At 52.2% G+C, this 22,902-nt stretch carries 18 protein-coding genes; 15 read left to right on the top strand and 3 right to left on the bottom strand.

Features of this window, described 5'->3' with window-relative positions; all coding sequences use genetic code 11:
• Positions 1-4 precede the first annotated feature (4 nt).
• Positions 5-2,839, bottom strand: a complete 2,835-nt coding sequence (locus BEN74_RS07540; RefSeq protein WP_068910621.1) for a ribonucleoside-diphosphate reductase subunit alpha — start codon at positions 2,837-2,839, stop codon at positions 5-7.
• 602 nt (positions 2,840-3,441) lie between these two features.
• Here BEN74_RS07540 and bfmR point away from each other — a divergent pair.
• Positions 3,442-4,158 (top strand): response regulator transcription factor BfmR, encoded by a 717-nt coding sequence (bfmR, locus tag BEN74_RS07535; protein ID WP_068910620.1) that lies wholly within the window; start codon positions 3,442-3,444, stop codon positions 4,156-4,158.
• Between the two features lie 41 nt (positions 4,159-4,199).
• Positions 4,200-5,867: a sensor histidine kinase BfmS gene (bfmS, locus tag BEN74_RS07530; protein WP_068910619.1), complete on the top strand. Its 1,668-nt coding sequence runs from the start codon at positions 4,200-4,202 to the stop codon at positions 5,865-5,867.
• A gap of 72 nt (positions 5,868-5,939) precedes the next feature.
• Here bfmS and BEN74_RS07525 read toward each other — a convergent pair whose 3' ends face one another.
• Complete coding sequence (locus BEN74_RS07525; RefSeq protein WP_068910632.1) at positions 5,940-6,296, bottom strand: hypothetical protein; 357 nt, start codon at positions 6,294-6,296, stop codon at positions 5,940-5,942.
• 591 nt (positions 6,297-6,887) lie between these two features.
• Here BEN74_RS07525 and ndhC point away from each other — a divergent pair.
• The 13 genes from ndhC to nuoN all read left to right on the top strand — a co-directional run bounded on the left by ndhC (position 6,888) and on the right by nuoN (position 21,997).
• Positions 6,888-7,436 carry an NADH-quinone oxidoreductase subunit A gene (gene ndhC / locus BEN74_RS07520; RefSeq protein ID WP_068910618.1) on the top strand — a complete coding sequence of 183 codons (549 nt, stop codon included), beginning with the start codon at positions 6,888-6,890 and terminating at the stop codon, positions 7,434-7,436.
• A gap of 7 nt (positions 7,437-7,443) precedes the next feature.
• Positions 7,444-8,121, top strand: coding sequence for a NuoB/complex I 20 kDa subunit family protein (locus BEN74_RS07515; protein WP_068910617.1), 678 nt, complete (start codon positions 7,444-7,446; stop codon positions 8,119-8,121).
• Positions 8,122-8,208: 87 nt separating this feature from the next.
• Entirely contained in the window at positions 8,209-9,996 is a 1,788-nt protein-coding gene (nuoC, locus tag BEN74_RS07510) for an NADH-quinone oxidoreductase subunit C/D (RefSeq protein ID WP_068910616.1), read from the top strand.
• A 14-nt stretch (positions 9,997-10,010) separates the two neighbouring features.
• Positions 10,011-10,520: an NADH-quinone oxidoreductase subunit NuoE gene (gene nuoE / locus BEN74_RS07505; RefSeq protein WP_068910615.1), complete on the top strand. Its 510-nt coding sequence runs from the start codon at positions 10,011-10,013 to the stop codon at positions 10,518-10,520.
• Positions 10,517-11,845 carry an NADH-quinone oxidoreductase subunit NuoF gene (gene nuoF / locus BEN74_RS07500; protein WP_068910614.1) on the top strand — a complete coding sequence of 443 codons (1,329 nt, stop codon included), beginning with the start codon at positions 10,517-10,519 and terminating at the stop codon, positions 11,843-11,845. The genes nuoE and nuoF overlap by 4 nt, the downstream gene beginning before the upstream one ends.
• 11 nt (positions 11,846-11,856) lie before the next feature.
• Positions 11,857-14,541 (top strand): NADH-quinone oxidoreductase subunit NuoG, encoded by a 2,685-nt coding sequence (gene nuoG, locus BEN74_RS07495; RefSeq protein WP_068910613.1) that lies wholly within the window; start codon positions 11,857-11,859, stop codon positions 14,539-14,541.
• 3 nt (positions 14,542-14,544) lie between these two features.
• Positions 14,545-15,561, top strand: coding sequence for an NADH-quinone oxidoreductase subunit NuoH (nuoH, locus tag BEN74_RS07490; protein WP_068910612.1), 1,017 nt, complete (start codon positions 14,545-14,547; stop codon positions 15,559-15,561).
• 18 nt (positions 15,562-15,579) lie between these two features.
• Positions 15,580-16,122: an NADH-quinone oxidoreductase subunit NuoI gene (gene nuoI, locus BEN74_RS07485; protein WP_068910611.1), complete on the top strand. Its 543-nt coding sequence runs from the start codon at positions 15,580-15,582 to the stop codon at positions 16,120-16,122.
• Positions 16,122-16,640 (top strand): NADH-quinone oxidoreductase subunit J, encoded by a 519-nt coding sequence (gene nuoJ / locus BEN74_RS07480; protein ID WP_171404915.1) that lies wholly within the window; start codon positions 16,122-16,124, stop codon positions 16,638-16,640. Before nuoI ends, nuoJ begins: the two co-directional genes overlap by 1 nt.
• Positions 16,640-16,948 carry an NADH-quinone oxidoreductase subunit NuoK gene (nuoK, locus tag BEN74_RS07475; protein ID WP_005007970.1) on the top strand — a complete coding sequence of 103 codons (309 nt, stop codon included), beginning with the start codon at positions 16,640-16,642 and terminating at the stop codon, positions 16,946-16,948. The genes nuoJ and nuoK overlap by 1 nt, the downstream gene beginning before the upstream one ends.
• Positions 16,945-18,834, top strand: a complete 1,890-nt coding sequence (nuoL, locus tag BEN74_RS07470) for an NADH-quinone oxidoreductase subunit L (protein WP_068910609.1) — start codon at positions 16,945-16,947, stop codon at positions 18,832-18,834. The genes nuoK and nuoL overlap by 4 nt, the downstream gene beginning before the upstream one ends.
• 1 nt (position 18,835) lies before the next feature.
• A complete protein-coding gene (nuoM, locus tag BEN74_RS07465; protein WP_068910608.1) occupies positions 18,836-20,449 on the top strand; it encodes an NADH-quinone oxidoreductase subunit M in 1,614 nt (537 codons plus the stop codon).
• A gap of 3 nt (positions 20,450-20,452) precedes the next feature.
• Entirely contained in the window at positions 20,453-21,997 is a 1,545-nt protein-coding gene (gene nuoN, locus BEN74_RS07460) for an NADH-quinone oxidoreductase subunit NuoN (protein WP_068910607.1), read from the top strand.
• 128 nt (positions 21,998-22,125) lie between these two features.
• Here nuoN and BEN74_RS07455 read toward each other — a convergent pair whose 3' ends face one another.
• Positions 22,126-22,827 (bottom strand): IS1 family transposase, encoded by a 702-nt coding sequence (locus BEN74_RS07455; RefSeq protein WP_005005861.1) that lies wholly within the window; start codon positions 22,825-22,827, stop codon positions 22,126-22,128.
• Positions 22,828-22,902: the final 75 nt, after the last annotated feature.

Here is a 22,902-nt window from a genome sequence, read left to right as displayed (position 1 = left end):
TTAATTACTGACAAGCTTCACAATCAGGATTGTCAATTGAACATGCCATTGGCACTGGCGCTGCCTGAGCAAAACCGTCTTCTTCAGCCGGAGCTGCAGGCTTCACTTCAGCGGCAGGCGCTGGAGCCGCGGCTGGCGCAGGCGCAGCAGTTGCTTTAACCGCATTCAATGCGCCAGTGTTAATGGTCGATTTCTCTGCAGAAGTTGCGCCCAATGCACGCAGGTAATACGTGGTTTTCAGGCCGCGCAGCCATGCCATTTTGTATGTCATGTCCAGTTTCTTACCGTTTGCACCAGAGATATAAAGATTCAGAGACTGAGCTTGGTCAATCCATTTTTGACGGCGTGATGCAGCATCCACAATCCAGCGCGGCTCAACTTCAAACGCAGTCGCGAAGATCGCTTTAAGCTCTTCAGGAATACGTGAGATTTTTTGAACAGAACCTTCGAAGTGTTTCAGGTCGTTAACCATCACAGAATCCCAAAGACCGCGCTCTTTCAACGCACGTACCAAATACGGGTTGATCACGGTGAATTCGCCGGACAGGTTGGATTTCACATACAGGTTCTGGAAAGTCGGCTCAATTGACTGAGACACGCCGCAGATGTTGGAAATCGTTGCTGTCGGCGCAATCGCCATCACGTTCGAGTTGCGCATGCCGTCTTTCTGCACTTTGGCGCGCAGCGTGTCCCAATCCAGGCGCTGGGTGCGGTCAACTTCAAACATGCGTTCCGGGCGGGATTTCGCAACCAGATCTAAAGAATCAATCGGCAGGATGCCTTGATCCCATAGTGAGCCTTTAAAGGTTTCGTAGCTGCCGCGCTCAAGCGCCAAATCGCTGGAGGTCTGGATCGCATAGTAGCTGATCACTTCCATCGACTCATCGGCAAAATCCACAGCCACTTCAGAACCGTAAGCCAGCTGCATTTCGTATAAAGCATCCTGGAAGCCCATGATGCCCATGCCGACAGGGCGGTGCTTCAGGTTGGAGTTTTTCGCCTGCGGCACAGCGTAATAGTTGATGTCAATCACGTTGTCGAGCATGCGGACTGCAGTTTTCACCGTGCGCGCCAGCTTTTTGCGGTCTAATACGCCGCCTTGCACATGCTGCACCAGATTGATCGAGCCTAAGTTGCAGACTGCGATTTCATCGGCATTGGTGTTCAGGGTGATTTCTGTGCACAGGTTGGATGAATGCACGACGCCAACATGCTGCTGTGGAGAACGCAGGTTGCAGACGTCTTTGAATGTGATCCACGGATGGCCTGTTTCAAACAGCATAGACAGCATTTTGCGCCACAAATCTTTTGCGCGGATTTTCTTGTGCAATAAATTCTGTTCTTTGGCAATGCCTTCGTAGTATGCATAGCGTTCAGCGAATTCTGCGCCAGTCAAATCGTGCAGATCCGGCGTTTCAGACGGCGTGAACAGTGTCCATTCCGCATCTTCAAATACGCGCTGCATGAACAGGTCTGGAACCCAGTTTGCCGTGTTCATGTCGTGCGTGCGGCGGCGGTCATCACCTGTGTTCTTGCGCAGCTCCAGGAATTCTTCAATATCCAGGTGCCAGGTTTCAAGGTAAGCGCAGACCGCGCCTTTACGCTTGCCGCCTTGGTTCACCGCAACGGCTGTATCGTTGGCTACTTTCAGGAAAGGCACAACACCTTGCGATTTGCCGTTGGTGCCCTTGATGTAAGAGTTCAAAGCACGAACAGGCGTCCAGTCATTGCCGAGGCCGCCGGCCCATTTAGACAGCATCGCGTTGTCGCGCATTGCGCCATAAATGTTGTACAGGTCATCGCCGATAGTGGTTAAGTAGCAGCTGGATAATTGCGGGCGCAGCGTGCCTGAGTTGAACAGGGTTGGCGTAGACGCCATGTAGTCAAAGCTGGACAGCAGGTTGTAGAACTCAATTGCGCGCGCTTCTTTATCATCTTCATTCAATGCAAGGCCCATAGACACGCGCATGAAGAACAGCTGCGGCAGCTCAAAGCGCACGCCGTCAGAGTGGATGAAGTAGCGGTCAAACAGTGTTTGCAGGCCCAGATAGGTGAACTGATTCGAGCGTTCCGGCTGAATCGCCGCAGCCAGTTTGGCCAGGTCAAAATCCAGCAGTTCCGGCGACAGCAGCTCAAGCGCAATGCCTTTCTTTAAGAAGGTTTCTAAAGCGTCGCTTTCCAGCGTGTCTGCAGGCAGGCCGAGGAATTCCAGGCCGGTTTCAACCAGGTTGTCGCGCAGCAGGCGCGCAGTCACGTAAGTGTAGTTCGGTTCCTGCTCAATGCGCGTGCGGGTCGCCATCATCATGGTGGTGGCGATGTCCGACTCTTTTACGCCGTTATACAGGTTTTTAACGGTTTCATCGATGATCGCTTGAGCGTCAATGCCTTCCAGGCCTGCAGCAGCCTTGGCGATATTCGCCTGCAGCGCGCCCAGGTCCAGCGGCTTCAGCTGGCCATTTGCGCCGGTAATCTGCAGGGTCGGGTGATGGTTTGCGCCGGTCTGCTTGCGCGCTTCGGCGCGCTGTTCGCGGTAAATCACATAAGAGCGCGCAACTTTCTGCTCGCCTGTGCGCATCAGCGCCAGCTCAACCTGATCCTGAATTTCTTCAATATGGATGGTGCCGCCGGATGGCAGGCGGCGGTTAAAGGTGTTCATCACCATTTCGGTCAGCTGTTCGATGCGGTCGTGAATGCGGCTGGAATCAGCGCTTTGCTGGCCTTCAACAGCCAAGAACGCTTTGCCGATTGCTACAGAAATCTTTTCTGCATCAAATGCGGCGACATCACCGGTGCGCTTGATCACCTGCAATTGGCCTGGGGTAGACGTGATTACGCTCATGTCAGCATAGCTCCATTGTCATCTATTGTTATGTTTATGGACCGTTTTTACTGGGCAAAGGCTATGCCGCAGTGTTTGAGGAATAAACACAAGACTTAGTGGTTTAAGATTGAATTGGACACAAGATACGGGAAAATTCAGGTCAGATCAATATTGACATTTTATTAAAAGTTTCGATCTTCTGCGGCGCTGAATCCCCGCCAAAAAGCCCGGTTTTTTTACCGTTCTGCTTTAAGCCTTATCGGACAAGGGCATAGCATAGCAAAGCTGAGTTTAACTGCTTATAGATAACCTTGTGGATAACTTGAAAAGGCCGAAACTTATTGAAACCGGCGCAGGTCAGTTTGCTGTAAATATAGGCGCAGCCTGCTTTTTTGCTGTTTTTGTAACTTTTCATGCGGGAAAGATGAGCCAAGGGGCTGTTATTTAGAAAAAGATAGATAATTCAATGTTTAATAAAATTTAACAAAAAGCAGCCGAGATGTATCAGTTTGGTGAACAGCATCTTGTTTACAATGTAAACGTGTGTATATTGCAAAATATATTGAATCGTATCTGCCGGATTTTTAAAGGATACGTCCAGTCATGCAAAGGGGCATTCCATGAGCCAGGAAGAAAAATTACCAAAAATCTTAATCGTTGAAGACGATGAACGTCTTGCCCGCTTAACTCAAGAATACCTGATCCGCAATGGGCTTGAAGTCGGGGTAGAGCCGGACGGCAACCGCGCCATCCGCCGCATTATTGCAGAGCAGCCGGACCTTGTGGTTCTGGATGTCATGCTGCCGGGCGCTGACGGCCTGACCATCTGCCGCGAAGTGCGCCCGCATTACCATCAGCCTATTCTGATGCTGACGGCGCGCACCGAAGACATGGATCAGGTTCTGGGCCTTGAAATGGGCGCAGATGACTATGTGGCCAAGCCTGTGCAGCCGCGCGTGCTTTTGGCGCGCATCCGCGCGCTGCTGCGCCGCACCGACAAAGTGCCTGAAGATGAAGTCGCGCAGCGCATCGAGTTTGATGATCTGGTGATTGACAATGGCGGCCGCTCAGTGACGCTGAACGGCGAACTGGTGGACTTCACCAGCGCCGAATATGACCTGCTGTGGCTGCTGGCCTCCAATGCCGGGCGCATTCTTTCCCGCGAAGACATCTTTGAGCGCCTGCGCGGCATTGAATATGACGGCCAGGACCGCTCAATTGACGTGCGCATTTCCCGCATCCGCCCAAAAATCGGCGATGATCCGGAAAACCCGAAACGCATTAAGACCGTGCGCAGCAAAGGCTATCTGTTCGTGAAAGAAACCAGCGGCATCTGATGGACGCCGCTCCTCATGATTTAAATGCAGGGCACGCTTAAGTGTTAAAACACAGTATATTTCTGCGCATTTATGCCGGCTTGGTCATTCTGGTTGTTTTGGTGGCCCTGTTCGGCTATTTGCTGGTGCAGATCATCAACTACCAGCGCGCGCAGGAATACCGCGAATCCCTGACTGACGGCATGGCCTACATCATCAGTGAGGGCATTGCGCGCCAGCCGAATGAGCAGCAGCGCATGGACTGGATTTCAGACGCATCCAACCTGCTGGAATTGCCGATTTACTATGTAAAAGCGGACAAGGTGGATTTAACCCGCGCCGAAGCGAAGCGGCTGGAAGAGCGCAAAGCGGCTGTGCGCTGGGATGCGCAGACTCTGGTGGCCTATATCATTATCGGCCTGAAGGATGATCCGGATCATCTGCTGTATATCAAGGCGGAAAACATTACCGAGCGGCAAATGAAAGCCCTGCCGGTGTTTGTGCTGGACTATCTGGTGTATTACCCGGGGCAGGAAAGGGAATACCTGCAGCGCATTCAGCATTATTTCTCCTATCCTATGCAGATTGTCAATGTGCAGAGCCTGCCGCTGGATTCGGAGCAGATCGGGCGCTTGCGGCTGGATCACAGCATTATCCTTTACCGCGACAGCGCCTCTGTGCGCGGCACCACCATTTCCATTGTTTCACCGATTCCAAGCTCCACTTCAGATGTGCTGGTGATGGGCCCGGTGCCCCTGTTCAACTGGATGCCGTTTCAGCTGGCGGCCGGCATTACCCTGCTGAGCCTGTTTGTGCTGAGCCTGGGCGTGTACGGCCTGCTGGTTCCGATGCAGCGCAAGCTGCGCGCGGTCAACTATGCCCTGAATAAAATGAAGACCGGAGATCTGTCCGTGCGCCTGCCGGTGGACAGCACCGATGAAGTCGGCTCGCTGGCCTCCAGCTATAACTCCATGTCTGACCATATTCAGCGCCTGATTGAAGCGCAGCGCGAGCTGATGCGCGCGGTATCGCACGAGCTGCGCACGCCGGTGGCGCGCATCCGCTTCGGCATGGAAATGCTGGCGGATGAAGAGGACTATGAATGCCGGCTGCAGCAGGTGGACATGATTGACAAGGATATTGAAGCGCTGAATACCCTGATTGATGAAATCATGACCTACGCCAAGCTGGAGCAGGGCGCGCCGTCTTTGGATTTTGAGCGGATTATCCTGTTTGAAGTGCTGGATCAGGTGCTGATTGAAACCGAAGCGCTGAAAACCGGCAAGACGCTGGAGCTGCAGGCGCCGCCGCTGGCGGTGGTGGTCGATGCCGAGCGACGCTACCTGCACCGCGTGGTGCAGAATCTGGTCGGCAATGCGGTGCGCTACTGCGACAGCAGGGTGCTGATCAGCGGCGGCTTGAGTGAAGACGGCATGGCCTATGTCTGCGTTGAGGATGATGGCCCGGGGATTCCGGAAGAAGAGCGTTCGCGGGTTTTTGAAGCGTTTGCCCGGCTGGATGACAGCCGCACCCGCGCTTCCGGCGGCTACGGGCTGGGCCTGTCAATTGTCAGCCGGATTGCCTACTGGTTTGGCGGCACGGTCAGCATTGATGAAAGCCCGGAGCTGGGCGGCGCGCGCTTTATTATGGCCTGGCCGGCGCAGCAGCGCTTTAAAAGCCAGAAAAGGAAAAATGCTGAACCGCAAAAGGATGCCGGTTCAGAAGCTTGAAGGCGGCATCCTGCCGGACAATAAAAAAGCCATTTATTGATTAAATGGCTTTTTTATTGTCCGGCGCGCCTGCTACTCATGCAGGGTTGCGTCCGGCGCAATCACCGGCTTGCCGGATTTCAGCCCATCCAGGGCATCCGGGTTGAAGTCGATCAGCAGGGCGTTGTTTTTCACGTCAATGGCATGGCTGCTGATCAGCCTTTCATCGCCGTTCAGCGTTTCGACCCGGTATTCATCCGCAATATTCATGATGCCGTCAAGGTTGGTGGTGGATGAAGCCTTGTCTTGGCGGAACAGTTCATAGATGTCGCGCAAATCAAAAATTGCATTATTGGCGTCCGGGTGCTTCTCTATATAATTTTCGATATGGCGGATAATAAGCTGGGCAAACAAAAAGTAGTCTGGCTCATGGGTAAACTCCAGGTTCATGTATTGCTCCTTTTTTTGTGATTTGTCGGCTTTAATTAGGAATAGCATAAATATTTTTAAATGCAGATAGATAGTTGAAATTTGCTGCAAAAAAATACACAAGCGGGGGCTTGGGCCATTTACAGCTGAAATGCTGCGCAAAGGGCAAATGTAGGTAAAAAGTAGGCGGGCCGGCTGAAATGCGGAAAAAAAGAATTTTAAAATATTCAAGCTGCCGTTTGGCGCGGATTGCGCGCGTTTCTTCCGCGCCGAAGCGCGCGCCTGCAAAACCTGGCGGGCGTTTGGCGCGAATTCAGCCGCTTTTTGCCGGGCGCCTTGCGCTTAATTAATGAAAAAATTGAAAAATTTATAAAAATAATCATAACTTGAAAGTTTATTAGATAAAACGATAGCTTTAGCATAAATAGTGCTTTAGCCGGGAAACGCAAGAAAAATGTCTAATAAATCATCCCAAAGACTAAGGCGCATAAGCTAGCAAGAGGCATCATCAATCGGGTACAATTGGCGGGATTAATTTTGTGTTTGGTGTATTTGAAGGCCAATACATGCATTCTTTGTTAATAAATTAGGCCTGCCAGGAGTTATCCCCGCATGAGTGCCATTACTCCATACGAATGGGCAATCATTGCCTTCGTGATCGGCGTTACATTTCTATGCGTCTTTATGCTCACTGTCCCATTACTCCTAGGGGGTAAGTCGTGGGGGCGTGCGAAGCAAGAGCAGTTTGAGTCAGGTGTGGTAGGTGCTGGTGGAGCACGTATACGCCTGTCCGCAAAGTTCTATTTGGTTGCAATTTTTTTCGTCGTATTCGACTTGGAAGCGCTTTACCTCTACGCATGGGCTGCCTCAGTCCGTGAAGTAGGCTGGACTGGCTTTGCAACCGCTGCCGTATTTATTTTAGTTTTACTCGTTGGCTTGATTTACGAATTTTCTACTGGCGCCCTGAACTGGTCGCCGTCAGACAAGCGTAAGGCAGCAGGGATTAAACCTAAAGTTGGTTCGCCAAATATGGATCTTGCAGAAATTACCCGTTTCAACTCAATTGAAGAGCTGGTTATTGACCCTACAGGTCAAATCCCGGCTCAATCATCTGGCCGCGTGAAAGATAAATCGCCGGCTAAGCCATCTGTCAAGGAGTAACCCGGGAATGAAATATACATTGACCCGTGCGAATCCGGATGCTGACCAATATCCGCTTCAAGAGCGCCAAATCGTTGCAGATCCGCTTGAAGAAGAAGTGAATAAAAATGTGTTCATGACCCGTTTAGAGGACTTGGCGCATACAGCAGTAAACTGGGGCCGTAAAAACTCGGTGTGGCCGTTCAACTTCGGTACGTCGTGCTGCTACGTAGAGTATGCAACGACTTTAACCGGCGTGCATGACCTGTCGCGTTTCGGCGCTGAAGTAATCCGCGCTTCGCCGCGTCAGGCGGATTTGATGATTGTTGCAGGCACCTGCTTCGTGAAAATGGCTCCGGTTATTCAGCGCCTGTATGAACAGATGCTTGAGCCGAAATGGGTCATCTCCATGGGCGCCTGCGCCAACTCAGGCGGCATGTACGACATTTATTCAGTCGTGCAGGGCGTCGATAAAATCATTCCTGTGGATGTGTACATTCCAGGCTGCCCGCCGCGCCCTGAAGCATTGATTCAAGCATTGATGCTGCTGCAAGACCAAATTCAATTAGAGCGCCGCCCGCTGTCTGCGGTAATCGGTGATGATCTTAAGCCAGTATATAAGCCAAAGATGCAGCCGGAACGCGACCGCAAGCAGGCGCAGCGCATTGCTGTGAAAAACCTGCGCTCTATGGATGAAATTAAATAATCTCAGCGGCAAATGTTTGATGCACCCGGTCTGGGTGTAATTGCCGTTCAGGTTGACTGAATTTGTATTAAATAGGAAGCCAAGCCAATGGCTGAAACTGAAAACGCTATGCCAGAGTCAGCGCAAGCTGATTCACGCCCAGCATTTGCAATTGTAGAAGAGCTCAAAACCAAATTCGGTGAGAACTTCTACGTGCAAGCGACTTTTGAAGACTTTCCGACAGTCTGGGTTGAGCGCGCGCGCGTACAGGACGTTTTAATGTTCCTGCGCACAGTGTCACGTCCATACGTGATGCTGTTTGACTTGTCTGCGGTAGATGAACGCCTGCGTACCTACCGTGACGGCCTGCCTGCGTCAGACTTTACAGTGTTTTACCACTTGCTGTCACTGGAACGCAACAGCGATATCCGTATTAAAGTTGCTTTAAGCGAGAATGATGCAAATCTTCCGACAGCAACCAACATTTGGCCAAACGCCAACTGGTACGAACGCGAAGCTTACGACATGTTCGGCATCAATTTCGAAGGGCATCCGATGCTCCGCCGCATTTTGCTGCCGACTTACTGGGAAGGCCATCCGCTGCGCAAGGAATATTCCGCGCGCGCGACTGAATATACCCCGTATATGCAGAATCAGGCGAAGCAGGACTTCGAGCAGGAGCACCTGCGTTTTGTGCCTGAAGACTGGGGCCTGAAGCGCGGCAATGCCGATGAAGACTTCATGTTCCTGAACTTGGGCCCGAACCATCCGTCAGCGCACGGCGCATTCCGTATTGTGCTGCAGCTGGACGGTGAAGAAGTCAAAGACTGCGTGCCGGACATCGGCTATCACCACCGCGGCGTGGAAAAAATGGCTGAGCGCCAGACCTGGCATTCATTCATTCCGTACACAGACCGTGTGGACTATCTGGGCGGCTGCGCGCAGAACATGCCTTATGTCATGGGCGTAGAGCAGCTGGCGGGAATCACCGTTCCTGACCGCGCGCAGTGCATCCGCGTGATGATGTCTGAACTGTTCCGCATCAATAACCACTTGCTGTTTATCGGCACGGCGATTCAGGATGCCGGCGGTATGACGCCAGTATTCTATATGTTCGCAGACCGTCAGAAAATCTATGACGCGATTGAAGCAATCACCGGCTACCGCATGCATCCGGCATGGTTCCGCATCGGCGGCACAGCGCATGACCTGCCAAACAACTGGCAGCACCTCATCCGCGAAATCCTGGACTGGATGCCGAAGCGCATGAACGAATACTACACAGCAGCGCTTAAAAACTCTGTGTTTATTGGCCGTACCCGCAACGTGGCGCAATACGATGCGAAATCCGCATTGGCTTGGGGCGTGACCGGCACAGGCCTGCGCGCGACCGGCATCGACTTTGACGTGCGCAAATACCGTCCTTACAGCGGCTATGAAAACTACGACTTCGATGTGCCTCTAGAGTACGAAGGCGATGCTTACGCGCGCGTTCTGGTGCACTTCCGTGAAATTGAAGAGTCGCTGAAGATCATCAAGCAGTGCCTGGACAACATGCCTTCCGGCGCATATAAAGCGGATCATCCATTGGCTGTGCCGCCGCCGAAAGACAAAACGCTGCAAGATATTGAAACCTTGATTACGCACTTCCTGAGCGTATCCTGGGGCCCTGTAATGCCGGCCGGCGAAGCTTCCGTTATGGCGGAAGTGGTGAAAGGCGCGTCTAACTACTACCTGACTTCAGACAAGTCAACCATGAGTTACCGTACCCGTATCCGTACGCCGACTTTCACGCACTTGCAGCAAATGCCTTCAGTGATTAACGGCAGTCTGGTATCTGACTTGATCATTTATTTAGCGACTATTGACGTCGTTATGGCTGACGTGGATCGCTAAGGGGTAAACGCATTATGATGATTTTGACTGATAAAAAGCCGCGTGTGAACGTTGAGGGAATTTTGACTTCGGAAGAAATTCACGATATTGAGCATCACATTGATCACTACCCGTACCCGCGCGCAGCCTGCCTGGATGCGCTGAAGTGCGTACAGCGCCGCAACGGCTGGGTAGATGACGCGCAGGTCAACGCAATTGCCCAGATGCTGAGCATGAGCGTTGCTGATCTGGAAGGCGTGGCAACATTCTATAACCGCATTTACCGTCAGCCGGTAGGCCGCCATGTCATTTTACTCTGTGACTCGATTGCCTGCTTCCTGATGGGCGCAGAAACTTTGGCGGAAGCGTTCCAGCGCGAGCTGGGCATTCAGTTTGGCCAGACGACTGCTGACGGCCGCTTCACGCTGCTTCCAATCTGCTGTCTGGGGAACTGCGACAAAGGTCCAACTTTAATGATTGATGAAGACACGCACGGCTTGGTTGACGTGGCATCAATTAAACAGTTATTGGAGAAGTATGTATGAATACCGAACCAAAACCAATTTATGGCGACGGCAATCCGGAAACTCATCCATTAACTTGGCGCCTGAGCAAGCAGGAGCATGTCCGCAGCGCAGATGATTATGAAGCGCTGGAAGGCTATGCCGGCTTTAAGAAAGCCATCACCATGCCACCGAAAGACGTGCTGGACGTGATTAAGGCTGCTACGGTCAAAGGCCGCGGCGGCGCAGGCTTCCCGGCAGGCATTAAATGGTCGCTGATGGCGCCGAATGACGGCGGGCCGCGCTACCTCATCTGCAACGCCGATGAAATGGAGCCGGGCACTTTCAAAGACCGCCTGCTGATGGAAAAGCTGCCGCATCAATTGATTGAAGGCATGCTGATTGCCGGCTATACGCTGGAAGCGACGCAAGGCTACATCTTCATCCGCGGCGAGTATATCGAAGCGGCTCAGTACCTGAACGAAGCATTAGAGCAGATCCGCGCCAAAGGCTACCTGGGTGAAAACATCCTGGACAGCGGCTGGAACTTTGAGCTGCATGTGCATACAGGCGCAGGCCGCTACATCTGCGGCGAAGAAACTGCATTGATCAACTCGCTTGAAGGGCGCCGCGCGAATCCGCGCACCAAGCCGCCATTCCCGCAGGTTGCAGGCGCTTGGGGCCGCCCTACGATTGTCAACAACGTAGAAACCTACAACAATTTGCCGGCAATTATGCTGCGCGGCCCTGAATGGTACATCGGCCTGTCTGCAGGCAAATCCAAAGATCCGGGCACTAAAATTTACGGCGCATCAGGCAAAGTAAAATATCCGGGCCTTTGGGAACTGCCGTTCGGCACAACTGCGCGCGAAGTGATTGAAGACCATGCCGGCGGCATGCGTGACGGCCTGACGCTGAAAGCGTGGCTGCCGGGCGGCGCGTCTACAGACTTCCTGGCTGCTGAGCACATTGACCTGCCGATGGATGCGGAAAGCATCATGAAGGCCGGCTCGCGCTTGGGCACCTGCCTGCTGATGGTGGTGGATGAAACCCAATGCATGGTTTCAGCAACCCGCAACCTGGAAGAGTTCTTTGCGCGCGAATCATGCGGCTTTTGTACGCCATGCCGTGACGGTTTGCCTTGGGCAGTGAAAGCGCTGAAAGCATTGGAAGACGGCACAGGCAAGAAAGAAGATATTGACCATTTGCAGGAACTTACCCGTAAGCTGTGGATTGGCAAAACTTTCTGTGCGCATGCTCCAGGCGCGATGGAACCGTTGATGGGCGCACTCAAATATTTCCGTGGCGAATTTGAAGCGAAGGTAGTGAATGCTGCCGCTCAAGTTAGCAACGCAGAACAAGCTTAAGGAATTCGACTATGGCTACAATTCATGTCGATGGCAAATCGTATGAAGTCAATGGTTCAGAGAACTTGCTGCAAGCATGCTTGTCTTTGGGCATCGACATCCCATACTTTTGTTGGCATCCATCCTTAGGTTCTGTCGGCTCTTGCCGTCAATGCGCTGTGACTCAGTATGCGAATCCGGAAGATACCCGCGGCCGCTTAGTGATGTCATGCATGACGCCTGCATCAGACAATACCTACATCTCGATTGAAGACAAAGAAGCGAAGGATTTCCGCGCGTCGATTGTTGAATTCCTGATGACCAACCACCCGCACGACTGTCCGGTCTGCGAAGAAGGCGGCCACTGCCACCTGCAGGACATGACTGTAATGACGCAGCATGACCGCCGCCGTTACCGCTTCACCAAGCGCACGCATTACAATCAGGAGCTCGGCTCATTCATTTCGCATGAAATGAACCGCTGCATCGCCTGCTACCGCTGTGTGCGCTATTACAAAGACTATGCCGGCGGCACAGACTTTGGCGTGTATGCAAGCGCGTCGCGTGTTTACTTCGGCCGTCCGGAATCAGGCACTTTAGAGTCTGAATTCTCCGGCAACCTGACTGAAGTCTGCCCTACAGGCGTATTCACCGACAAGACCCACTCAGAGCGCTACAACCGTAAGTGGGACATGCAGTATGCGCCTAGCGTATGCCAAGGCTGCTCTTCAGGCTGCAACATTTCTCCGGGCGAGCGCTATGGCGAACTGCGCCGCGTAGAAAACCGCTTCAACGGCGAAGTCAACCAGTACTTCCTGTGCGACAAAGGCCGTTTCGGCACCGGTTATGTCAACCGCGCTGACCGTCCGCGCCAGCCGCAGTTCCGCAATGGCGGCAGCGTAACAGCTGTTTCTGTAGATCAGGCGCTGGATACGGTAATTGCCAATATCCAGGGCAAAAAAGTTCTGGGCATCGGTTCGCCGCGCGCTTCGCTTGAGTCCAACTTCGCGCTCCGCGAATTGGTCGGCCAGGAAAACTACTCGACTGGCATGCCGCAAAAAGAGCAGAATCTGGTTGAATTGGCTGCCTCTATCATGCAGACCGAGGGTGTCTACAACCCGAATATGCGTGAAATTGAAAGCTATGATGCCGTGCTGATTTTGGGTGAAGACTTAACCCAGACTGCGCCGCGCATGGCCTTGTCTGTGCGCCAGGCTTCGAAAAACAAAGCCAAAGAAATGGCTGCGGAACGCCGTACCCAAGACTGGCTGGCTGAACCTGTGCAGCGCATTGCGCAGGATGAAAAATCGCCAATCTACATTTTGGCTGCAACGCAAACGCGTTTGGCTGATGTGGCTACAGGCGAAGTGGTTGCTTCTCCGAACGACATCGCGCGCTTAGGCTTCGCCATTGCGGCTGCGGTGAAAGGTGAAGCGGTGACTGGCCTTGCTGACGATGCGAAAGCATTTGCGCAAACCATTGCCGATACGCTGAAAGCTGCCAAAAAACCGCTGATCATTTCAGGCACAAGCCTGCAGGATCCGGCGATTATGGAAGCTGCTGCGCAAGTTGCGCAGAATCTGGGCGCAAATGCCGGCCTGACACTGACGGTTCCTGAAGTGAACTCAATGGGTCTGGCGATCTTCGGCGGACAAAGCCTGGAACAGGCCTTCGCGCAGGATTATGACGCGGTAATCGTTGTTGAAAATGACCTTTACCGCCGCCTGCCGGCTGCGCAGGTTGACGCTGCCTTGGCAAAAGCCAAAGAAGTCATCGTGCTGGATCATTCTGAAACTGCAACAGTGGCCAAAGCCTCTGTGGTGCTTTCAGCTGCCAGCTTCGCGGAAGGCGACGGCACGGTTGTATCACAGGAAGGCCGCGCACAGCGTTTCTACCAAGTGTACGACCCGAGCTATTACAAGCCGGAACTGGCGATCAAGGAATCTTGGCGCTGGCTGCATGCCCTGGAAACAGGCGTGAAAGGCAAAGCCATTTCCTGGACCTTGCTGGATGACGTGATTGAGTCAGTTGCGAAAAACGTGCCTGCGCTTGAAGCGATTCAGGATGTAGCGCCGGATGCGGGCTTCCGCGTTCACGGCTTGAAAGTTGCGCGTGAGCCGCGCCGCTATTCCGGCCGCACCGCAATGCGCGCGCCGCTGTCTATTCACGAGCCTAAGCAGCCGGTGGATGTCGATTCAGCCTTAACCTTCTCTATGGAAGGCTATGTCGGCAATCAGACGCCGTCTCCGCTGGTGCCGTTTGCATGGTCTGCAGGCTGGAACTCGCCGCAGGCCTGGAACAAATTCCAGGACAATGTCGGCGGCCACCTGAAAGGCGGCGACTCAGGCATCCGCTTGTTTGATCGCTTGCCGAAACGCCCTGCGCGCACATTTGTTGCGCCTGCGCCAGTTGCAGTGCACCCGGAAAGCTTCCGCTTAGTGCCGATGCACCACATTTTCGCTTCGGGCGAATTCACCATTAAAACGCCGGCAATGGAATCCCGCATTCCTGAAGCTGCTTTTGCCGTGGGTGAGCAGGATGCTGCGCGCCTGAATGTGCAGAATGGCCAGAAGATTACGGTGCAGGCTGGCGAAGCTGCAATTGCGCTGCCAGTGCAAATTATTGACTATTTACCGGCAGGCTATATCGGCTATCCGGTTGGCCTTGCGCCGACGGTCTCTCTTGCAGAGCCTGTTTCAGTCGCGGTAGGAGTGTAATTCATGGAACAAGAATTAATACGTCAAACGCCGCTGTGGGCTGAGAACTGGCCAATCGCCTATTCTGTGCTGCAGGCGATTGTCATTTTGCTTGTTGTGGTTTTGATCGCTGCGCTGATGTCGTTCATTGAGCGCCGCTTATTGGGCTTATGGCAGGACCGTTACGGTCCTAACCGTGTCGGCCCGGGGGGGATGTTCCAGATCGTTGCCGACATGCTGAAAATCATGTTCAAGGAAGACTGGACACCGAAGTTTGTTGATAAGCTGACTTTCCGCTTAGCGCCGGCAGTGGCGATGGCCACTGCGGTGCTGTCGTTCATGGTCATTCCGGTTTCGCCGTATTTAGGCGTGGCGGACATGAGCATCGGCCTATTGTTCTTTATGGCAATGGCGGGCATTGCAGTCTATGCGGTGCTGTTCGGCGGCTGGGCTTCCAACAACAAATATGCATTATTAGGCGGCTTGCGTTCGGCAGCTCAAACCATTTCTTATGAAGTGTTCCTGGGCATCTCGCTGATGGGTGTGGTGGCAATTGCCGGCTCATTCAACATGCGTGAAATTGTGGAAGCGCAGCGCGATGTCTGGTTTGTTATTCCTCAATTCTTAGGCTTCCTGATCTTTGTGGTTGCGGGCGTTGCGGTAACTCACCGCCACCCGTTTGACCAGCCGGAAGCGGAACAGGAATTGGCTGAAGGTTACCACGTAGAATACGGCGGTATGAAATGGGGCATGTTCTTCGTTGCGGAATACGTCAACGTGGTGCTGATCTCTGCATTGATCGTGACTTTATTCTTCGGCGGCTGGCTTGCGCCATTCAACCTTGAGATTCCATTCATTCCAGCAGCATTCTGGTTCATTATCAAAACAGCATTCTTTGTGATGATGTTTGTCTTGGCGCGCGGTTCCTTAATGCGTCCGCGCTATGACCAAGTGATGAACTTTGGCTGGAAAATTTGCTTGCCATTGGCGCTGGTCAACCTTTTGGTTACCGGTGCTGTGATTCTGATGAATCAGGCCTAAGACAGCAGGGAGAACAAAATGTTTAAGTTTCTAGCTGGAGTCGGGTCAATTGTACGTTCACTGTGGATGGTTTTTTCACACGTGACGCGTAAACGTGACACCATTTTATATCCGGAAGTGCCGGCCGAAGAAATCGTGCCGCCGCGCTTCCGCGGCCGTATCGTGCTGACGCGCGACCCAGACGGCGAAGAGCGCTGCGTTGCCTGCAACCTGTGCGCGGTTGCCTGTCCTGTAGGCTGCATTTCACTGCAGAAGGCGGAACAGGAAGACGGGCGCTGGTATCCGGAATTTTTCCGGATCAACTTCTCGCGCTGCATTTTCTGCGGCATGTGTGAAGAAGCCTGCCCGACAACTGCAATTCAGATGACGCCAGATTTCGAGCTGGGCGAATACGTGCGCCAGGACCTTGTATACGAGAAAGAGCATTTGCTGATTTCCGGTCCAGGCAAATATCCAGACTACAACTTCTACCGCGTAACCGGTATGGCAGTTGCAGGTAAAGGCAAAGGCCAGGCGCAGCGCGAAAGCGCGCCTGTTGACGTGCGGAGTCTATTACCATGATGTGGCCGTTTTATTTGATGGCGCTTGTGGCCATCGTCTCTACGATTCGTGTTGTGACCAACACCAATCCGGTACACGCTTTATTAAGCCTGATCGTATCGCTGCTTGCGGTAGCGGGCATGTTCATGATCGTAGGCGCGCCGTTTGCCGGCGCGCTGGAGATCATCGTCTATGCCGGCGCGATCATGGTGCTTTTCGTATTCGTTGTAATGATGCTGAACTTGGGGCAGCAGACTGTCGAGCAGGAAAGCAAATGGCTGACTTCATCTGCATGGGCATACCCGGCGCTGATGAGCTTCCTGATGGGCCTGGTGCTGGTATGGATGCTTGGCTCTGACTATACCAAAGCGACTTTGGTGATGGGCGCGGAAATTGTCGGCCCGAAAGAAGTTGGCCAGTCGCTCTTTACTCAGTACTTATTGCTGGTTGAAGTAGCCGCCATGCTGCTGCTGGCAGCGCTGGTTGCTGCGTTCCACTTAGGCAAACGTGAACCAGGTGCAGAAGAGGAAAAAGAATAATGGGCAACATTCCTTTAGAACACGGCTTGATCGTTGCCACCATTCTTTTTGCACTGGGTTTTTACGGTGTAATGGTGCGACGCAATTTGCTATTTATTTTGATGAGCCTTGAAATCATGATGAACGCTGCTGCTTTAGCGTTCGTTTTGGCAGGCAGCGCATGGGCGCAGCCGGACGGCCAAATTATGTTCATCCTGATCTTAACGCTTGCTGCGGCAGAGGCTTGTATCGGTCTTGCCATCGTCCTTCAGTTCTATCATCGCTTCCATCATTTGGATGTGGATGCTGCTAGTGAGATGCGCGGATGAGCTATTTATATTTAACAGTACTATTTCCGCTGATCGGCTTTATCCTTTTAGCGGCCGGCCGCCAGAAGCTTCCTGAAACTGTCGCGGCTGTTATCGGGGCAGGGTCTGTAGGCCTGTCTGCATTATTTGCATTGATTGCCGGCTTGGACTTTGTCAATAACGGCTCAGTTGCAACCACGCAGCACCTGTGGACCTGGTTCAGCGCCGGCAATTTGGCGCCGGGCTTTACCCTGCATCTGGACGGCTTGTCATTGCTGATGATGGGCATGGTGACAGGCGTAGGCTTCCTGATTCACATCTTCGCGACATGGTACATGCGTGGCGAAGAAGACTTTGCGCGTTTCTTCTCCTACTTCAACCTGTTCGTAGCCAGCATGCTGCTGCTCGTTCTGGGCGATAACTTAGCGTTACTGTTCCTGGGCTGGGAAGGCGTGGGCCTGTGCTCTTACCTGCTGATCGGCTACTATTACCAGAACCCTGCAAACGGCTTTGCGGCCATTAAGGCATTTACGGTAACCCGTGTTGGTGACGTATTCCTGCTGATTGCGCTGTTCTTGATTTACCAGCAGTTCGGCACATTAAACATTGCTGAAGTAGTTGCTGCTGCGCCAACAGTTATGACGCAAGGCTCTTCAATGGCGATCTGGACTGCATTGATGCTGTTCCTGGGCGCTGCCGGCAAATCCGCGCAGATTCCATTGCAGACTTGGCTGGCGGATGCGATGGCTGGCCCGACGCCGGTATCTGCATTGATCCACGCTGCAACCATGGTTACAGCGGGCGTTTACCTGTGCAGCCGCATGTACAGCGTGTTTGAAATGGCGCCTCAAGTGATGATGTTCATTTCGATCACCGGTGCGGTAACCTTGCTGGTTGCGGGCTTTGCGGCTCTGGTGCAGACAGACATCAAGCGTATTCTGGCTTACTCTACCATGAGCCAGCTGGGCTACATGTTCATGGCTGTCGGCGCGGAAGCGTATCAGGCTGGCCTGTTCCACATGCTGACGCACGCATTCTTCAAGGCATTGTTATTCCTGTCTTCCGGTGCGGTGATTCTGGCTTTCCATCACGAGCAGAACATTTTCAAAATGGGCGGCCTGTTCTACAAGAACAAATTCCTGTTTGCATGTTTCGCGATTGGCGGCGGCGCATTGGCGGCGATTCCATTCGTTACCATCGGCTTCTTCTCAAAAGACGCGATTCTGGGGGCGGTATGGGTGAAAGGCCAAGCAGTTGCCGTGTATGACTGCCTGTACTGGGCGGGTGTCGCTGGCGCATTCCTGACTTCAATCTATACATTCCGCTTAATCTGGGTTGTATTCTTTGGCAAGGAAAATACGCCTTACCACGAAATCAAAGGCATCACTTACTGGGGCCCTCTGGCGGTTCTTGCGGTATTGTCAACCGGCTTGGCTTATGTATTGAAAGTGCCGGTCGCGAATATCCTGAACGCTGCGAAAATTCCGGCATTCAATGTGCCTGAAGCTCTGGAGCACGGCATGCACAGCGCTGAATACACCGCTGTCGGCATTGCGCTGGCAGGCCTGGTGATCGGCGTTATTCTGTTCGCTTTCGCTTACGGCGCTGTGAAGTCTTTTGCTAAAACTTCACTGGGCGCTGGCTTGGCGAATATCTGCCGCAATGCGCTGGGTTTCGATGCGCTGTACAACATTGTATTCGTTAAACCGTATCTGCTGATCGCGAAAATCTTAGGCCGTGATCCGATTGACGGCTTATGGCTGGTTCTGCCTGCGCTGGTTAAAGGCGGCAACAGCTTCACAAGCTCGCGTCAAACCGGTTCATTGCGTGAATACGCATCAAGTATGGCGCTGGGTACAGTGGTTCTACTGATGATCTTAGTCGTGATTCAGGTCGTGGGGAAATAAAATGGAAGCTCCAAATAATTTAATTCTGCCCGCTCTGATCCTTATTCCGTTCATTGCAGGTTTCGCATGCTGGCTGGTCGACAAGCTCGACAAGCACTTGCCGCGCTATATCGCGCTGATCGGCATGCTGGTGACTTTGGCCTTGACCATTGCGCTCTGGCAGACCGGAACATATACCTATGAATTGGGCGGGGCAGCGCCAACATGGGCTGCTGAATTCAAGCTGCCTTGGATTCAAACCTTAGGCATCAACATTCACCTTGCGGTGGATGGCCTGTCGCTGCTGATGGTGGGCTTAACGGCCTTGCTGGGCGTGCTGGCAGTCGGCTGTTCATGGGGCGAGATTCAGAAGAACGTCGGCTTCTTCCACCTGAACCTGCTTTGGTCTTTAGGCGGCGTGATCGGCGTATTCTTAGCGATTGACATGTTCCTGTTCTTCTTCTTCTGGGAGATGATGCTGGTTCCGATCTACTTCCTGATCGCGCTTTGGGGCCATAAAGGCGCAGAAGGCAAATCGCGCGTTTACGCAGCGACGAAGTTCTTCATTTACACTCAGGTTGCCGGCCTGGTGATGCTGATCGGCATCCTTGGCCTGGTGGCTGTCGGCTATTCAATGAATGGCGTGATCCGTTTTGACTACAGCTATTTAATGGCTGTAGCGCATACCATTGAAGCGCAGGCGCCAGCGCTGGCTTATGCCTTCATGATCTGCCTATTCATCGGCTTTGCGGTAAAGCTTCCGGTTTTCCCATTGCACGGCTGGCTTCCGGATGCGCATGCGCAAGCGCCGACAGCAGGTTCTGTCGACTTGGCGGGTATTCTGATTAAAACCGCGGCTTACGGTTTGCTGCGTTTCGTAATTCCATTCTTCCCGGCAGCGTCTGCGCAGTTTGCTGACATTGCGATCATCTTCGGCTTAATCGGCATTTTCTACGGCGCTTGGTGCGCTTTCCAGCAAACCGATATGAAGCGCCTGCTGGCCTACACGTCAATTTCGCATATGGGCTTTGTGCTGCTGGCAATCTACGCCGGCAACATTCTGACTTTCCAGGGCCTAATGATCATGATGCTGGCGCACGGCCTGTCATCTGCTGCCTTGTTCATCATGTGCGGCCAGATTTATGAGCGCCTGCATACGCGCGACATGCGCCTGATGGGCGGCATCCGCGGCCAGTTCCAGTACCTTGCGTTCTTCCTGATGTTCTTTGTGGCAGCGCTGGTCGGCATTCCGGGCCTGGGCAACTTTATCGGTGAATTCCTGATTCTGATGGGTTCTTACGCTAAATTCCCGGTGTTTACTATTTTGGCGGCGGTCAGCCTTGTATTCGCAGGCCTTTACGGCTTGATCATGATTCACAAAGCATTATTCGGCACGCCGAACGAAGAGCAGAAGCAGCATTATGCAAATCCGTTAAAAGATTTGAATGCGCGCGAAATTGTTATTCTTTTAGTCTGCGCGCTTGGCCTGACTTGGCTTGGCCTTTACCCGCAAACCTTCCTTGATATTTCCAACTCAAGCATGGCGTGGCTGGCGAATAGCTACATTCCTGTTCAAGAAGCAGTTGATACGGTGCAGCAGGCAGCAATTCAACTTGAAAATGTGGAGATCCAATAAGCCATGAACTTCACAATGTCATTTTCAGAGCTTATGCCTTTAGCGCCAGTCATGATTGTTGCCTTGACCGCAATTGTGGTGATGCTGCTGACGGCGATTAAGCGCAATCATAATTTAGTTGCAACGACATCCGTTATCGGCTTGAACCTTGCAGCGCTTTACATCATCTTCGTTGTGTTTGCAGGGCAGTATGCCCCTGCAAACGTGATGAACCTGTTCATCGTCGATCCGTTTACGATGCTGTATCAGTTTGTGATTTTAATTGCGGCGCTTGCCTGCTGCACTTTATCGCACGCTTATATTGAAACCTATAAAGACAACCGTGAAGAGCTGTACATCCTCATGCTTGCGTCCGTAACCGGCGCAATGCTGATGGTGGCAAGCACGCACTACGCTTCTTTCTTCATCAGCCTTGAGCTGATGTCGATTCCTGTATATGGCCTGCTGGCCTATACGCATCAGCGTTCGCAGTCGCTGGAAGCAGGGGTGAAATACCTGGTGCTGTCAGCAACGGCTTCTGCAATGCTGCTGATGGGCATGGCGTATATTTATGCCTACACCGGCTCTTTAAACTTTGTAGCGGAACCGGGCAAGCTGTTCACGACCTTCAGCCAGCCGGCTGTGGTATTGGGCTTGGCGCTGATTGTATTTGCGGTGGCGTTCAAGCTGTCTCTTGCGCCATTCCATAAATGGACGCCGGATGTGTATGCCGGCGCGCCTGCGCCAGTGGCAACGTTCCTTGCGACCGTGGCTAAAGTTGCGATGATTGGCCTGTTTGTGCGCTATGCACTGTCTTCCGGCCTGATCCTGTCAGACAGCTTCGTTATTATTCTGACGATTATTGCAGTGCTTTCAATCCTTGCAGGCAACCTGCTGGCGGTCCGCCAAGTGAACCTGAAGCGCATCCTTGCGTATTCTTCAATTGCTCACTTCGGCTACCTGCTGGTGGCTGTAATCAGCGCGCGCAATACCGACTTCCTGCAGGTTCAAGGCTTTGCAACATTTGAAAGCGTGAACGTGTATGTGATTACCTATGTGCTGACCACCATCGGCGCGTTCGGCGTGGTGACATTAATGTCCAGCCCGTACAACAACACAGATGAAGCCGGCAGCTTGGCGGAATACCGCGGCCTGTTCTGGCGCCGTCCGGTGCTGACTGCAGCTTTGACTGTAATGATGCTGTCTCTTGCAGGCATTCCATTAACCGCAGGCTTCATCGGTAAGTTCCTGGTGATCAAGACTGCCGTTGCCGGCCAGTCCTGGTTCCTGGTGGCGATGGTGATTATCGGTTCAGGTATTGGCCTGTACTACTACCTGCGCGTGATGATTGTGATGTACATGACGCCTCCGGACCATCCGCGCATTGATGCGGTTGACCATTGGGGCCAGAAAGTCGGCGGCATCATGGTGCTTGGCGCGGCGGCTTTGGTGCTGCTGATCGGTGTTTATCCAGACCCGGTTATTGCAGTATCTAAAGTGGCATTCTTCGCCATTTCGCCTGAATTGCAGCAGTTCATTCTGGCTTTAGTGCAAAGCGGCTTTAACTGATTAATTGACTGATTAGTCCAGTTATTACAAAAAAGCCTCCGACTTCGGGGGCTTTTTTATTTTTATCATTTGATAAATGCCATTATAATAGCTGAAATTTGGGTGGTGTTTTAAAAAGTATGCTGACATTAAATGAAGCCATTATTGATGTAAAAGAAGGTTAAGTCGAAGGCTTTAAAATGGTTTTCAAGCTTTTTGGAGAAATTGCAACTTCTTCTAAAACCACGCCTTATTCGATGCCTTATTTTGCAATTATTACCTTCAATTCCTACAGTAAACAACTTACCAATACTTTGCTTGCAGTTTTTAAAAGCAGTGATGAAACTGTCCCAATGATCACTTGCAATTCGGGTGTAGTGAATACCTAATTGTTTAAGCTTTGTCTTCAACCTTTGGACTGTAGCTAAATCTCTCTTACCCCAAACATAAGCAACAATCTCACCTGTTTCTCGATGGTAGGCGTAAATAAGCCATTGTTTATTATTTTTATTTCCAACAAAAGTCCAGAATTCATCTACTTCGAGAGATTCATAATGACTTTGTTTAGGCTGAATTTGATAGGCCGATTCAGTTAAAGTCCGTAAGACTTTACCGATACTAATGCGCTCAACTTCAGCGATATCTCGTATACCGCTGCCTCTGACCATTAACTGTAATATTTTACGAGTAATGCCAGAATTACATCCTAGATAGCTCAGAGCATGGTCACCAATAAACTGACGTTTGCAGTCTTTGCATTGGTAGTTTTGTTTCCCATCTACTTTGATGCCATTTTTCTTTATACTGTCACTGAGGCAGGTTGGACATTTGATTTCTAGAGTTATTTGCATTTCTCTATTTTATCAAAATTCAACCTGCTTTTTTTTAGCATACTTTTTGATACACCACCGAAATTTGATCTTAAC

Origin of the sequence: Acinetobacter sp. WCHAc010034, assembly GCF_001696615.3 — a bacterium.
Taxonomy (GTDB): domain Bacteria; phylum Pseudomonadota; class Gammaproteobacteria; order Pseudomonadales; family Moraxellaceae; genus Acinetobacter.
This window is presented reverse-complemented; position numbering and strand designations above follow the sequence as displayed.

Excerpts from the sequence above, each read along its gene's own strand:
- nuoJ (WP_171404915.1), top strand. The coding sequence starts at position 16,122 with ATGTGGCCGTTTTATTTGATGGCGCTTGTGGCCATCGTCTCTACGATT.
- BEN74_RS07455 (WP_005005861.1), bottom strand. The coding sequence starts at position 22,827 with ATGCAAATAACTCTAGAAATCAAATGTCCAACCTGCCTCAGTGACAGT.
- nuoM (WP_068910608.1), top strand. The coding sequence starts at position 18,836 with ATGGAAGCTCCAAATAATTTAATTCTGCCCGCTCTGATCCTTATTCCG.
- BEN74_RS07540 (WP_068910621.1), bottom strand. The coding sequence starts at position 2,839 with ATGAGCGTAATCACGTCTACCCCAGGCCAATTGCAGGTGATCAAGCGC.
- nuoC (WP_068910616.1), top strand. The coding sequence starts at position 8,209 with ATGGCTGAAACTGAAAACGCTATGCCAGAGTCAGCGCAAGCTGATTCA.
- nuoE (WP_068910615.1), top strand. The coding sequence starts at position 10,011 with ATGATGATTTTGACTGATAAAAAGCCGCGTGTGAACGTTGAGGGAATT.
- nuoL (WP_068910609.1), top strand. The coding sequence starts at position 16,945 with ATGAGCTATTTATATTTAACAGTACTATTTCCGCTGATCGGCTTTATC.
- nuoG (WP_068910613.1), top strand. The coding sequence starts at position 11,857 with ATGGCTACAATTCATGTCGATGGCAAATCGTATGAAGTCAATGGTTCA.
- nuoH (WP_068910612.1), top strand. The coding sequence starts at position 14,545 with ATGGAACAAGAATTAATACGTCAAACGCCGCTGTGGGCTGAGAACTGG.
- bfmR (WP_068910620.1), top strand. The coding sequence starts at position 3,442 with ATGAGCCAGGAAGAAAAATTACCAAAAATCTTAATCGTTGAAGACGAT.
- nuoN (WP_068910607.1), top strand. The coding sequence starts at position 20,453 with ATGAACTTCACAATGTCATTTTCAGAGCTTATGCCTTTAGCGCCAGTC.
- BEN74_RS07515 (WP_068910617.1), top strand. The coding sequence starts at position 7,444 with ATGAAATATACATTGACCCGTGCGAATCCGGATGCTGACCAATATCCG.
- nuoF (WP_068910614.1), top strand. The coding sequence starts at position 10,517 with ATGAATACCGAACCAAAACCAATTTATGGCGACGGCAATCCGGAAACT.
- ndhC (WP_068910618.1), top strand. The coding sequence starts at position 6,888 with ATGAGTGCCATTACTCCATACGAATGGGCAATCATTGCCTTCGTGATC.
- nuoI (WP_068910611.1), top strand. The coding sequence starts at position 15,580 with ATGTTTAAGTTTCTAGCTGGAGTCGGGTCAATTGTACGTTCACTGTGG.
- BEN74_RS07525 (WP_068910632.1), bottom strand. The coding sequence starts at position 6,296 with ATGAACCTGGAGTTTACCCATGAGCCAGACTACTTTTTGTTTGCCCAG.
- nuoK (WP_005007970.1), top strand. The coding sequence starts at position 16,640 with ATGGGCAACATTCCTTTAGAACACGGCTTGATCGTTGCCACCATTCTT.